Origin of the sequence: Bradyrhizobium sp. 45, assembly GCF_023073155.1 — a bacterium.
Classification (GTDB): domain Bacteria; phylum Pseudomonadota; class Alphaproteobacteria; order Rhizobiales; family Xanthobacteraceae; genus Bradyrhizobium; species Bradyrhizobium canariense_D.
The window spans coordinates 1-12611 of sequence record NZ_JADPIX010000132.1; the positions used below are offsets into that span (position 1 = coordinate 1).

The window sequence follows — 12611 nt, forward strand, 5'->3', positions numbered from 1 at the left end:
GTGTTGCTACTCGCTACGACAAACTTGCCAGAAACTTCTTGGCCGCCGTCCACCTCGCCGCTCTCGTCGCTTATTGGATCAATTGAGTCTGAACCCTAGTTCTCTACTCCGGGAATCTTGTCTTCACCCTCATCACTCACCGGAATGTCTTCGCGACCAATGAGGAGGCTTCAGCTAGATCGGCGTGGTCTACAACCACATGTTGATCGTGTTATTGGCATGCACCGGCGCGGCGGCCCTTCAGAGCGAATTTGTCTCGGGCGCTCTGACCGAAGCGGCCAAATCAACGGGTGTGACACCACTCTTTCTTGGCGTCGTCGTGCTCGCTCTTGTGGGCACCAGCTCGGACATCTTTGCGGCCGTTTGGTTCGCTCGGCGCGACAGGATGGGACTTGTGATGACGCTCTGCATCGGATCCGCCATTCAGATTGCGCTGTTGTTGCCCCGCTTCTCGTCATTTTCTCATGGGTGATCGGGAAGCCGATGACCCTTGTCTTCCGGAATCCCGTCGACCTCTTTTCAATCGCCGGCACTCGCGTTCATCGTGAATGCCATCACGAGAGACGCCGAGACGACCTGGTTCGAGGGCGTAATGCTCATTGGAGTTTACGTCGTGTTGGCCCTAGCATACTTCTTTTCTTGAAATGAAACGCCAGGCGGCTTCAACAGTGGCAACCGTTCAGGCTCCAAAGTAGTTGCGTCTTGGCAGATCGGAGGCACCGCCGGCCATCGCCCCGCCGTCTCTCCAAGACCGAAGTGGGCCCCCTTTCGGAGCAGACCCTCGCGGTTACCGGCCGCGCCGAGCGCCCGTCGATCAGCCTAAAAAATCACCTCCCCCGCGAAAAAGGCGAGGAGCACGAGCACCAGAAAAATCGCAACAGCTGCGAAAAATAGCCACTTGGCGATAGTGGACGCACCGGCAGCGATTCCGCTGAATCCGAGCAATCCGGCTACGATCGATATCACAAAGAAGATCAATGCCCACTTCAGCATGCCAAGCTCCTGCGGCCTTATCTACAGTTGAGGTACGCACAAGTCTGCAATCCCACCCAGTTCGAAGGTGCTCTCGGACTTGCCTAGCGACAATCGTTCTGCCGACAATCGTTCCAGGCATTCGGCGTTCCGATCAGAACGTTTCATGTCCGACAGAAAGTCGGCACGCCTGCGTACGCGCTGCGTCAGAAGCCAAGCGAACTGAAATGTTTGTCCGCGACTGGACAGTCATCGGGGTCTCGACGTCTTTTTTGACAAGTGAATGCGTATTATCTTCTTAACTTCAACGAGCGAGGCAGTCCCAGATGCAGTTTCGTTCTGATTGCGTTCTTCCCTGGCTGGCCCTCGCCACCGCACTCCTGCTCGGCCACCCAACCCCAGCTTCCGCACTCGAATGCCCCGTTTACCATCCGAGCGATACCGACGCCGCGATCAAGGAAACAAGAGCACAAACGGAGACCTTCGAAGCTATGCTTGCAGCGCGCGGCGATCGTGCAACACGCGGCATCGTCAGCAGCGTGCGCATGGCTCATCCGAATGCGTCGGCAGCACAGATCACCAATTTTGTATTAACCCTCTACTGCCCTCTGGTGCGACAAAACGCAGCTTTGTCCGTGGATCAGAAGCGAGCGCGCCTCAAGTCCTTTTCAGCTGAACTCATGAAGCAAGTCTCGCCGTAGCGTTGCTGCACCCAACCCTATCGGCTGATGTCTGGGCAATCACGGACGACGTACCGGTCCTAGCGAGCCGTGCACAAGCACATGGCGACATAGTCTATCAACCACATCGCGAGCTGGAATCGGCTTTTCAACCACGTACGGGGCAAATCGGCCGGGTATGACTTCGCGGCTGTATCCCGTGTAAATCAGAAACGGGATGCTTCTTTTCAAAAGGAGATCTGCGAATTCGAAGGACGCCCGCCCGTGCAGGTCGACGTCGAGAAGCGCGGCGTCGATAGCTGCGCTACCCGCTGCATGGAAAGCAGGGCTTAGCTCGGCAAATGGGCCAATTGTTTCATGACCGCTGCGCCGGATCTCGGTCGCGAGATCGTCGGCGATGAAGTATTCGTCTTCGATTATGGCTATTCGCATTGGGACTCCAATGACGTAGCAGCAAGCCCCTGCGAGATTTTCGCTTATCCTATCAGTGATGCCGCGGTGATCAACCTGGACCCGAATCGTAGACGCATAACTTGGTCCGCTGCCGCACGGGGCCAGTAGTACTTTGACCGCAGCGTTACTCCTGCTGCAGTAAACAGGTGCTCCCGGCCGGGGTACACTTATGTACCAACTGTCTCTGCAACGGCAGAGCAGCTCGCGCATTTCCTTCAGGCAAATGAAAACGAGGAGATGAGTTTATGAAAACAAGCGGATGGCACGTCGCCGTGGCCGTATTGGCGCTCGCGATCCCGGTCGGAACTACTGCGCAAGCCGCACCCATGTTGGCTGCGAGCGGGATAGCCAAAAACGACCCGAGCCTGGTGGAAGTTCAATGGAGGCATGACCGTCACCATGCTTGGCATCGTCATAACTGGCGCGACGGCTACAGGCACCGCTATAGCGGCGGCTGGGGTCCAGCGTTAGGCGGCTTCGTGGCAGGTGCGGCGATTGGAAGCGCCGTCGCCAACAGCCGGGCGCAAGCTGCCGAGAACAACGCCTACTGCTCCCAGCGATACAAGTCGTACGACCCGAGCTCCGGGACTTACATGGGTTACGACGGCATACGGCATCCATGTCCCTGAGCAACACGGCGTTCTGCCGGGGCCGGCCATTACGAACGCCATCAACTTTTGAACTCGAGCAAGGAGATCCATACATGAAAGCGACCTCATTCTTGGCGGCGGCAGCTCTCGTCGGCGCATCATCGCTTGCGATGGCACAAAGTTCTCCGCAAGCTACCGGTCCTGGGGACCATAGCGCCGTGCAGAGCTCGAGCCGCAATCAGTCGGCCGACCAACGCACGGAAAACAGCATGGCAAACAAGGGGGGCAACAAGGGCGACGCGGTCCAGTCCGACGCTGGTCAAGCGAGCGTTCGGCAGCAGATGGTCAGCGACCTGCAGCAGGCAGGTTTCACCGACGTCAAGGTACGGCCGGAGTCGTTCCTGGTGGAGGCCAGAGATCGGTCAGGAAATCCGGTGACAATGTTCGTTGGTCCAAATACTTTCGCCGAGGTGAAAACGATCGGCGCTAACGCGCAGAAATCTTCTTCGAATACAAACTCGTCCACCAACAGCGCTAACGCAACTTCGGATCGCCCCGGCGGAGCCTTCACTTCGGTGCCGCCGAAGGACGGCCTGAGCTCGCAGTTGATGGGTCTGCAGGTGTACAACAACACCAAACAGGACATTGGCACGATCAAGGACGTTGCGCTAAACGAGAACGGCATCGACGGCTATATCCTCTCGGTCGGAGGGTTCCTTGGCATTGGCGACCACTACGTTGCGGTGCGGCCTTGGGCAATCAATCTGAAGTTTGATCATGCGGTCAACAAGTGGACCGCGACCATGGACACGACGGCCGACCAGTTGAAGTCGGCGCCTGAATTCAAGTACCCCAGCAACGGATAATCTTCTGGGGTGGAGCGGTTCGGCGGAACCGCTCCAGCCGCCCGGTTGTTGGCTCCAGGTTCGATTCGGTCATGCGGCTCAAATATGCTCGCCCGCGCTGAAAAACTGCTGGCCGACCTTGGCGAGACATTCTGGCTCGTCCCTATACTCATCGTGCTTTCCAGTCTAATCGGTGCCTTCACTCTCGTTCATGTTGACCAAAGCGACGCGATCTCGCTATCAAATCTACGGGGCTGGTTGTACGACGGCGGCGCGACCGGAGCTCGCACCCTGCTCGGCACCGTAGCCGGCGCGACGATCGGCGTCGCGGGAACCGTGTTCTCTATTACCATTGCCGCGTTGTCTCTCGCTGCGGGTCAGATGGGGCCTCGGCTGCTGCGTAATTTCACGCGCGATCGTGGCAATCAGTTCACGCTAGGGATGCTGCTCGGCACTTTCTGTTACGCTCTCGTCGTGCTGAGAAGCATCCGGACAGAGCCGGAAGGCGGCTTCGTCCCTCATCTATCATTGAGCCTTGGAATTCTGCTCGCATTGGCTTGCGTGGCGATGCTCGTCTACTTCGTCGGGCACGTCGCCGGCCGGATCAACGTTGAAACTGTCGTCGAACTCGTCAGTGAAGACCTCCGCAGCGCTATGCGCCAGCTAACCGTCCAGGATCCGCAGCCGAAGCCTCCGCCGGGTGAGTACTGGATCGGCTCCCTGCCCCTGAAGGACTCGCGGCGCGGTTATCTGCAGCATCTGGACGAAGAGGGCCTGGCCACCTGGGCGGCCAAGCATAGAGCCACCATTCGGCTGTTGATCGGCCCCGGCGACTATGTTTTTCCGGGGGCGACCGTCGCTCTAGTTAATCCTCCCGTCGACGGTGCCGAAGCGGCTATCCGGAATGCGACGGCGCTGGGCGCAACAAGCAGCATTTCTTCCGATCTGCGCTTCGCCGTTCGACAACTCGTTGAAGTCGCGGTGAGGGCGCTTTCGCCCGGCATCAACGATCCACACACCGCCCTCTCCGTCCTGGATCGACTGGGCGCGGCGCTGTGCGATCTTGTGCCCCTGCATCTGCCATCAGGAGTGTCGATCAGAGGAAGTCGGCCGGTTTTGGTGGTGCCGCATGTGCAATACGATCAATTGCTCGGGACAATGTTCCATATGATCCGCCAAAGCGCAGGCGCCCAACCTGCAATATCGATTCGGATGATTGAGGTGATGACTCAGGTCGCAAGCTGCGAGCGCGATGCCACCCGGCTCTCGGCGCTCGCCCACCACGCGGATCTCGTCCTTGCGGACGCTCGTCGCCTGATTGCCGCTCGCAGCGACAGAGAGGATGTCGAACGCCGGCATCAGCTATTTGCTCTGATGGTCCGGGCAGGTCCAATGGGTCGATTCACCGAACAGCTTTTGCCTCTGCCGGGCGCCAATGATCCGCCAAACGCTATCGCTGAGACAGCCGCCTTCCGATCTCAGCGTTGAGTTCGGCGCCCGCCAGGATGGAATAGGCCGCGACCCAGAGCCATGTCATCAACACGGCAACTGCGCCGAGCGATCCGTAGGTCTTTTGATAGGCGGCGAACGTATTCACATATGTTGAGAATGCGTATGAACCCGCAATCAAACCGGTTGTTGCGAGGAGACCGCCGGCCGACGCAAGGTCCCATCTCGGCTCGGACCTGTTGGGTGCATAGCGATAGAGCAAAGCGACAATCGCGATGATCATGCACACGAGCAGCGGCCACCGTATCAAGATTGCCGCAGCCTGCCAGCCGGTCGGAATTGGCAGGTAGCTGAGCAGGAGGGGAATCACGGCAATCAGGATCACGGCGCCGCCGGCGAGGACGATCAACGCCACGGTCAACGACAGAGCCACAGCGTTAAAGAGAACGAGCCCACGCTCCTCGGAGACCGCGTAAGTGACGTTTAAGGCGGTCATGAGCGTCCCGGTCGCGTACCGCGCACTCCACATCGATATCCCTACACTGACCATCAGCCCGACGCCGAAGGGCGGATGCGTGCCCTGCTCCAGCACTTTCAAGCGTTCTGAAACGAGCGCGGTCGCCTCACCCGGCAGGATGCCGTGGAGCGCATTCAACTGTCTCACGATGTCATTTGTGTCGGCGACTAGTCCGTAGAGTGACACCAGCGCGGCAATAGCGGGGAAAATCGAGAGAAAGGAATAGAACGCGACGGCGGCAGACAAGATCGAAATATTGTGGTCGCTCAGCTTGGCCCAAACAGCGATTGCGACGGAGATGAACCTGCGAAGAGGTCCGAAGCTGCCGGTGCTTACCCTCTCAACTTTGCAGTTTGCATTTCCAGCCACGTTGATCTCTAGCCAGTCTTCATGAGAGGACACGAAAACCCTCGATTGCAGCTGACGTTCCCATGCCAATGATCGAGAGACGAATTGCCCATCTTTACGGGCTGCCGAGGGTCTCTTGAGCTCACCGCTTGCCGAGCCAAGGGCGCTCGGTGGTCCGGAAGCGTACCTGCAAATGTGGGAACCAAAGCGGCGGACGCACTCTTGGATCTGGAGCAAAGCATCAATCTATGACGAGTAACTGGTATGGCTCAGACGTATCGCGCGGCAGATTGGGCGGCATTCACCCTTGGCGGAGTCATGGTTCTGATCGGCCTCGTGCTCGGGGCCGGCGGTGCTTGGCTGCTTTGGTTGGGAGGCTCCTTCTATTATCTGCCCAGCGGAATCGTCCTGATCGTCTCGGGTCTCCTGTTGGCCCGCCGGCGCGTTGAAGGCGCATGGCTTTACCTTCTGCTCTTCCTGCTCACCCTCGCCTGGGCGTTCTGGGAAGTTGGCGCCAACGGTTGGGCGCTGGTGCCTCGGACTGTCGGGCCGGCCATTTTGCTGATCGCCGTCCTGGCGCTCACGCCGAAGCTTCGCCCCATTCGCCACCAGTATGAAGCTGCGGCTACAATCGCTGCCGGGCTTGTACTGCTGGTGGCCACAACTGTGTTGCTGACCGGAGCTTTTCGGCCGGCAAGCGCCGCTCCTCGCGTAATGCCGTCTCCGACCGTCGCAATGACCGAGCCTTCGTCTCTCAAGGCAGGCTCAGATTGGCCTGCCTATGGCGGCAGCTACAGTGCGCGCCGCTATTCGCCGCTCGACGAGATCAACTCGACGAACGTCGCCAAGCTCACCAAGGTCTGGACTTTTCATACCGGCGACTTGCCTACCAAGAACACAAAGGGCACATACGGCGCAGAGAACACCCCGCTCAAGGTGGGGGATAAGCTCTACGTTTGCACGCCCAAGAACATCGTTATCGCGGTCGACGCGAAGACCGGCAAGCAGATCTGGCGATTTGACCCGCGCGTCCCGGACGAGTTCATTCCGTACACCGCGGCTTGCAGAGGCCTTGCATATTACGAACTGTCCAATGCCGGTCAGGGGGCGGCCTGTGCCAGCCGCATCATCGAAGGCACGCTTGACGCTCGCCTGATCGCAATCGATGCGAAGACCGGCACGCGCTGCGAGGCATTCGGATATGACGGTCAGGTCGACACCGCGACGGGGATCGGCCGGCACGATCCCGGCATGTTCGCGATTACTTCGGCGCCGACGATCGTTCGCGGCGTCATCGTCATCGGGCACGAAGTGCTCGACGGACAAAAGCGGGACGCGCCCTCGGGTGTGATTCAGGGATACGACGCGCAAACGGGCGCGTTGCGTTGGGCATGGGACATGGTCAAGCCGGATGCAAGTGCGCCGCCGCCGGTTGGACAAACCTTTACCAGGGGCACGCCCAACATGTGGACGACCGCCTCCGGCGACGAGGAACTGGGGCTCGTCTATCTGCCGCTTGGGGTTTCGGCCGTGGACTACTGGAGCAGCAGCCGCTCGGACCGCGAGAAAGAGTTCGCGACATCGCTGGTCGCGCTAGATGTTACGACCGGCAAGCCCGCCTGGCATTTCCAGACCGTGCACAATGACGTCTGGGACTACGATCTCGGCTCTCAAGCGACGCTGGTCGACTTCCCGACGGACAAAGGCGAGCCGGTGCCGGCGCTGGTGCTGCCGAGCAAGCGTGGCGACATTTTCGTGCTCGACCGCCGCACGGGCAAGCCGCTCGTCGGCGTCGAAGAGCGGCCGGTGCCGCAAGGCGGCGTGGAGCCTGCGCAGCGCGCCAAAACCCAGCCATTCTCGCTTTACCACACCCTGCGAAAGGCCGATCTCACCGAGCAGGACATGTGGGGCATGTCGCCCATCGACCAGATGATCTGCCGTATCCAGTTTCGTCAGGCGAGCTACAAGGGTATCTTCACGCCACCCACGGCCAGCCCGCACTGGATTGAATATCCAGGCTATAATGGCGGCTCCGATTGGGGCGGCATCGCCATCGATCCCGTACGCGACATCATCGTTGCCAATTACAACGACATGCCGAACTATAATCGGCTGGTGCCGCGCGACGAGGCCAATCGTCTTGGTTGGGCGCCGCGGGACCAGGCGCGCGGCGAAATCGGCGGGCAGGAAGGCGCCGGCGATCCGCAGCTCGGTTCCCCATATGCGATCAACGTCAATGCCGGCTGGCGGCTGCCCGGCACCGGATTGTTGTGCAAGCAGCCGCCGTACGGCGGAATTCGCGCCATCGATCTGAAGACCGGCAGGACGCTGTGGGATCGCCCGTTAGGTGAAGCCCGGACGAATGGCCCGTTCGGCATCCCGTCGATGCTGCCGATCACGATCGGTACGCCTAACAATGGCGGCGCGGTCGTGACCGCCGGCGGGCTTATCTTCATCGCAGCGACGACCGACAATCTGATACGTGCCATCGATATCAAGACCGGAAAAACCGTGTGGGACGACGTGCTTCCGGCCGGCGGCCAAGCCACCCCGATCACCTACGAGGCCGACGGCCGCCAGTACCTCGTCATCACGGCAGGCGGTCATCATTTCATGGAGACGCCGATCGGTGATTCCTTGGTGGCATACGCTTTGCCAAAATAAATGTCATCGAGACGCCACGGTGCCCCTTTCAACTCGCCGATCCGAGAAGGTCTCATCAACTCGCCTGCACCACAATGAAATAGCGCCTGACGATCTAACTCCTTCGCATATTGGCCGGTGGAGCGGGTTCACTTTCTGGGCCAGGACGTTGAGCACGACATCGGCGGAATGGGACGCCGTGAACAAGCGCTTCGGCACAGGCGGCTTCTGCTGCCGGCATACCGTCCCTCAGCACCGCGTTGGGGATGTCGACCATCTGCCGATTGCCATGGTCGGCGCCGGCAAGCCTGCGCCGGACACTGGCGACGAAGGCCCGAACGGGGACATTGTCGTTCATCGAGGTGAGCAAAGAGGAACTTGAGGAAGATCGCCCTTGTGTCCACGCGGACCATCGAGATCGACGAGTTCGTCGAGAAGGCTGTTATCGATCCGCAATAGCTGATCCACCCGTCGCCTTGGGGCCAGCAGTATGGCAGGGCCGGCCAAGCGCTATCAAATAAGCTTCTTCCCTCGGGTCACTCTGCACCAAGCAGTCCGGCGTCTCGTGATGTAGAATTCAGCTCTTTAGGCAAAAGGTTAGATGAGATCGGCCACAAGGTCGTGAAATGCGAAACAGTTTCGGATTTGAAAGCGTCGTTCTCCTTTAGTACTTGCAAAATGAGAATTCAGCCTGCAAGATTTCCTTGAGCCTCCGCTTTGCCAAGCGGTGTTGCTGCCGACCTGTTCTGGCGCGTCGTACCTCATCTCAACAGCCTACATCTGCAGCGTTGTCGCGGCTTTGCCGCGATGCAGGAGGCGCAACGAGGGGTGTGTGCCATGAGCAACACTTTCAACTACGGCGCGTTTTCACCGTCTGAGGTCGCTTTTCTTCAGACGAGGGCCAAGCGTGTGCGCGCGCTGATCCGCCGCACCACCCATCAGCTCATCGAAATTGGGGAAAATCTTACGCAGATCAAGGAGAGGATGCCCCACGGGCAATTCGCTGCGTTTTGCGACGCGGAGTTGGGCATCAAGCTCCGCTCGGCCGAAAATTACATGTCGCTCGCCGAGCTGGCCAAAACCTATCCGCCGGCTCTGGTAGCGCGGCTGCCCGCACGCGCGGGCTATAAGCTCGGCGAAAGGTCTGCCCCCACCGACAAGGTTGCGGAGATCATGAGGGAGGTGTCCAACGGCAAGCTCTTCACCATCAGCGAGGTGAATAGCCGCCTCGGGGCTGCTAAGCTCGCGGAGCCTTCCTCGAGGGCACCGGATATCGATCACCTCGCGGAGAGGGTGCTCGACGCACTCGACATCCACGACGTTGGAGATCTAGTGCTTCTGCTGGGCACCGCGAGCCGATCGGCGCTCGCGGCGTTTTGCGAGCGGTTGCAGCAGGGCCTCGAGCATCGTCGCCCGACGACCGCAACCACCCTGATGCTGCCCTAGAACAACCTGTAGCGGATTGACTAGCGCCGGTAGGACACGCATCGCGCGGTGCTACCGGCGCCAGTGAGACTTCCGAAACGCCAAGGGCCAGGTGCAGGTGACGCAAGTCGGCTTCGAGGTCGCCGCCGGCATGCGGCTGCGGATCGCGACGCTGCAGCTCGAACGCGGCGACGTTCGCGGCGCAGCGGCCGAGGTTCATGCAGCTCTGCTCGTGGCGCGCGAGCTTGGCTCGCACAAGCCCGAGGCCGGCTGCAGGGAATTGCAGGGCAGGATCGAAACAGGACAGATCGGCCGCGCCGCCTAGGGGTGAGTGATGTGATACGGTTGCGAATGAGCGGCGGAGCCGATGGATCATCACGCGGCAATCCACCCCCTTCATCAGGCCAAAGATCGCCGGGATCACGATCCGCGTCAGCAGCGTGGATGAGACCTTGCCCTCCCCGTTTCATGGCGTCTCTGACTGCGGCTTGAGAAGACGCAGCGTGTTCAAGGTCACAGGGACGGCCGCGCCCGTATCAGCGAGGATGGCAGGCCGGAGGCCGGTGATGCCGATCATGGTGGTGACGAGGAAGAGCGCCTTCAGTTCGAGTGCTACAGCGATGTTCTGCCGGATGTTGGTCATCGGAGGCGGGATCACCGGACGATTAGTAAAACGGTCGTCCCATCGGCCTGTCCAGAGCAGGTGCAGACTGCAGACGGCTCATAGATTTGCATTGGTTCGAAAAGCCTATCACTGAGGACGAAAAGCCCATTAATCGCTTAGATCAGTCCTTGAGCGCGACTCCCTCCCCATGAGATTTCCCACCCCCATAGAGAAATACGACGCCCTGCTTCTCGAGGGCGTCACGCATCTTCCTATAAGTCGCGATCTTGAGCGGATTTGTCGGAACTTCTATGTCGGCCTCGAGCCTCGATACCGTGCGACGATCAACCCCGATCGCGCGCGCGAGATCGAGCTGCTCCATCCCGACCAGCGCGCGGCCGGCCCTTATCATGCGTCCCGTGGGCAATCTGTCGAGGGCCACCGCAGGTTCGGCTCCGAATCAATATCGGTTAACCATACACCGGCGGAGATCGCGCCCGACAGAAGCCGCTTGCAAATGAGACATATGGGATATATATCCCATATGTCCTACATTAGCTTCGGATCAGCGCGTGACCCAATCCGACCTCATCATTTCTCCGACTAATCTATTCGGAAGCGGCTTCACGGCCGCGACGGTCTTCATTGATGGCAACACAAACGGGATGCGGCTGGTCAAATCATCCGGTTCGCGATTGTCCATCCTTGTACTGAGGTTCGCCGAGCTTTCACGTTTGAAGGAGCACGTCTCCCCCTGGGATTTCGTCGTGTACGTGATCGACGACCAGTCCCCGAACAGCAGCCAGAAGAGCTACATCGGACATGGCGACGGCGAGCGGAAGTTTGGAGACCGACTTGGCAAGTCCATCAGTGCAACCACGCTGATCTATGTCATCACCGGCGCCGGCGATACGTTCGACAAAGTCACGGCGCCCTACGTGGAAGGCAGGCTGATCAGCATCTGCACCGATCTTAACGTCCCGCTCGCCAATTCGGGGCGCCCCTTCGGGCGCGGTCTCCCCATCATAGATGATCTCGAGCAGCTAGTCGGCCATGCCGAGACGTTACTGTCGGTGGCTGGTTTCACACGAATTGAGACGGCGCGCAGAAACCCGCCTTCATTCCGCACGCGACTTTCCGTGACGACCGACCGGGAAGAAATGGTCGTAATGTCCGAAGACGAAGAGGCTCTTGTTCCTGAGAAAGGTATTGCGTACCGGCTGGATCACCGCAATTTGCAGGCCATGGGCTACAGTTGGAATGGGCGCTTCTACGTTATGGCTGGCGCCGACTACTCGCGACGCACGCGGAGCGATGTTTCGTACGATCACCAGCGGCGCCGCGATTTGCTCGAGGCCGAGAAGTGGGTCGGCCCTGTCGCCGGGATACCGGACAAGATGATGCTGAAGGTCAGCTTCCAGTGTCGAAGCGGGGCGTTCGCCGCGAAACTGCTGTCCGGCGAACAGCTCGATGAGCGCAGCTGGCTCGCCGTCGAGACGGAGCCGACCTGCGAGGCGCCGGAATGAACCTGCGCTCACGCCCCCTCTCCTACGTTCAGAATCGGCCGGCGCGACTCAATTGGACGCTACCTCAGCAACGCCGGCTTGCAAACCTGCGCGCCGTCTGGCGGCACAATGATGATCAAGACACGACCGGACGCGCTGGGCTTGGCCATGCGTGAACAATGGAGCGCGCCTTTGAACCACATCGATAATGGTGACCCTGAACGGCAGGAGGAAGCCCCGACAGAGTCGTGGCCCCGCGTCCTGAAGTACTGGCGGACGATTTCGGTCGAGGCGTTCGTCGACGCAACCAAGGCCGAGGTGATCACGTTCGTGCAGGCCACGACCACGACGGTCCCGCAGTTGCAGCGCGCCATCTCGGGCGATGCAGATGCCGCTATCGACATGGTCATGCATTGCAAGGCGCCCAGCTCGATCGGCATCCGGGTCGATTTCCCGATGACGCTGTTGCTGTCGTGCGCGTGCGACGATTCCAGGGGCGGCGCTCGTGCTGGCCGAGACGCTCCGCCGGATGCCTACTGAGCCGCGCCTCCGTACGAAACTCGCGACGTCCTGGCAGGTC

At 60.0% G+C, this 12611-nt stretch carries 14 protein-coding genes and 4 pseudogenes; 12 read left to right on the forward strand and 6 right to left on the reverse strand.

Features of this window, described 5'->3' with window-relative positions; genetic code table 11:
- A pseudogene (locus IVB42_RS30855) lies at positions 1-86 on the forward strand (IS5/IS1182 family transposase); the annotation flags it as partial.
- Positions 87-199: 113 nt separating this feature from the next.
- Positions 200-472, forward strand: coding sequence for a hypothetical protein (locus IVB42_RS30860; RefSeq protein WP_247391910.1), 273 nt, complete (start codon positions 200-202; stop codon positions 470-472).
- 347 nt (positions 473-819) lie between these two features.
- Here the strand turns inward: IVB42_RS30860 and IVB42_RS30865 are convergent, their stop codons facing one another.
- Entirely contained in the window at positions 820-993 is a 174-nt protein-coding gene (locus tag IVB42_RS30865) for a DUF1328 domain-containing protein (protein ID WP_247391914.1), read from the reverse strand.
- Between the two features lie 305 nt (positions 994-1298).
- Between IVB42_RS30865 and IVB42_RS30870 the strand changes: the two genes are divergently transcribed.
- Complete coding sequence (locus tag IVB42_RS30870) at positions 1299-1673, forward strand: hypothetical protein (protein WP_247391917.1); 375 nt, start codon at positions 1299-1301, stop codon at positions 1671-1673.
- Between the two features lie 39 nt (positions 1674-1712).
- Here IVB42_RS30870 and IVB42_RS30875 read toward each other — a convergent pair whose 3' ends face one another.
- The gene (locus IVB42_RS30875) at positions 1713-2084 is read right to left on the reverse strand and encodes a response regulator (protein ID WP_247393499.1); all 372 of its coding nucleotides are present in this window, start codon (positions 2082-2084) and stop codon (positions 1713-1715) included.
- Positions 2085-2431: 347 nt separating this feature from the next.
- Between IVB42_RS30875 and IVB42_RS30880 the strand changes: the two genes are divergently transcribed.
- From IVB42_RS30880 to IVB42_RS30890, 3 genes are all read left to right on the forward strand, one after another.
- The gene (locus IVB42_RS30880; RefSeq protein WP_247391929.1) at positions 2432-2734 is read left to right on the forward strand and encodes a BA14K family protein; all 303 of its coding nucleotides are present in this window, start codon (positions 2432-2434) and stop codon (positions 2732-2734) included.
- Between the two features lie 74 nt (positions 2735-2808).
- A complete protein-coding gene (locus IVB42_RS30885; protein WP_247393501.1) occupies positions 2809-3561 on the forward strand; it encodes a PRC-barrel domain-containing protein in 753 nt (250 codons plus the stop codon).
- Between the two features lie 84 nt (positions 3562-3645).
- On the forward strand, positions 3646-5028 hold the full coding sequence (locus IVB42_RS30890) for a DUF2254 domain-containing protein (protein ID WP_247391921.1): 1383 nt from the start codon (positions 3646-3648) through the stop codon (positions 5026-5028).
- Here IVB42_RS30890 and IVB42_RS30895 read toward each other — a convergent pair.
- Positions 4991-5908, reverse strand: a complete 918-nt coding sequence (locus IVB42_RS30895; protein WP_247391923.1) for a YihY/virulence factor BrkB family protein — start codon at positions 5906-5908, stop codon at positions 4991-4993. The two genes, IVB42_RS30890 and IVB42_RS30895, sit on opposite strands and share 38 nt — an antisense overlap.
- Positions 5909-6118: 210 nt before the next feature.
- Here IVB42_RS30895 and IVB42_RS30900 point away from each other — a divergent pair, with 210 nt between their 5' ends.
- Positions 6119-8518 carry a membrane-bound PQQ-dependent dehydrogenase, glucose/quinate/shikimate family gene (locus IVB42_RS30900; RefSeq protein WP_247391925.1) on the forward strand — a complete coding sequence of 800 codons (2400 nt, stop codon included), beginning with the start codon at positions 6119-6121 and terminating at the stop codon, positions 8516-8518.
- Between the two features lie 132 nt (positions 8519-8650).
- Here the strand turns inward: IVB42_RS30900 and IVB42_RS30905 are convergent.
- Positions 8651-8816, reverse strand: a pseudogene (locus IVB42_RS30905) (IS21 family transposase); the annotation flags it as partial.
- 34 nt (positions 8817-8850) lie between these two features.
- On the opposite strand from IVB42_RS30905, the pseudogene IVB42_RS30910 reads away from it, so the two are divergent.
- The 3 genes and pseudogenes from IVB42_RS30910 to IVB42_RS30920 all read left to right on the forward strand — a co-directional run.
- Positions 8851-8953 (forward strand): annotated as a pseudogene (locus IVB42_RS30910) (Ku protein); the annotation flags it as partial.
- Between the two features lie 261 nt (positions 8954-9214).
- Positions 9215-9943, forward strand: a complete 729-nt coding sequence (locus IVB42_RS30915; protein WP_247471662.1) for a hypothetical protein — start codon at positions 9215-9217, stop codon at positions 9941-9943.
- A gap of 91 nt (positions 9944-10034) precedes the next feature.
- Positions 10035-10247 (forward strand): hypothetical protein, encoded by a 213-nt coding sequence (locus tag IVB42_RS30920; RefSeq protein ID WP_247393506.1) that lies wholly within the window; start codon positions 10035-10037, stop codon positions 10245-10247.
- A 141-nt stretch (positions 10248-10388) separates the two neighbouring features.
- Here IVB42_RS30920 and IVB42_RS30925 read toward each other — a convergent pair.
- Both IVB42_RS30925 and IVB42_RS30930 read right to left on the reverse strand, forming a co-directional pair.
- A pseudogene (locus IVB42_RS30925) lies at positions 10389-10565 on the reverse strand (haloacid dehalogenase); the annotation flags it as partial.
- Between the two features lie 142 nt (positions 10566-10707).
- Positions 10708-10968: a helix-turn-helix transcriptional regulator gene (locus IVB42_RS30930; RefSeq protein WP_247393508.1), complete on the reverse strand. Its 261-nt coding sequence runs from the start codon at positions 10966-10968 to the stop codon at positions 10708-10710.
- Positions 10969-11098: 130 nt separating this feature from the next.
- Here IVB42_RS30930 and IVB42_RS30935 point away from each other — a divergent pair, with 130 nt between their 5' ends.
- Together IVB42_RS30935 and IVB42_RS30940 are read left to right on the forward strand one after the other, a co-directional pair.
- Entirely contained in the window at positions 11099-12052 is a 954-nt protein-coding gene (locus IVB42_RS30935; protein WP_247393509.1) for a hypothetical protein, read from the forward strand.
- Positions 12053-12160: 108 nt separating this feature from the next.
- Complete coding sequence (locus IVB42_RS30940) at positions 12161-12571, forward strand: hypothetical protein (protein WP_247393510.1); 411 nt, start codon at positions 12161-12163, stop codon at positions 12569-12571.
- Positions 12572-12611: the final 40 nt, after the last annotated feature.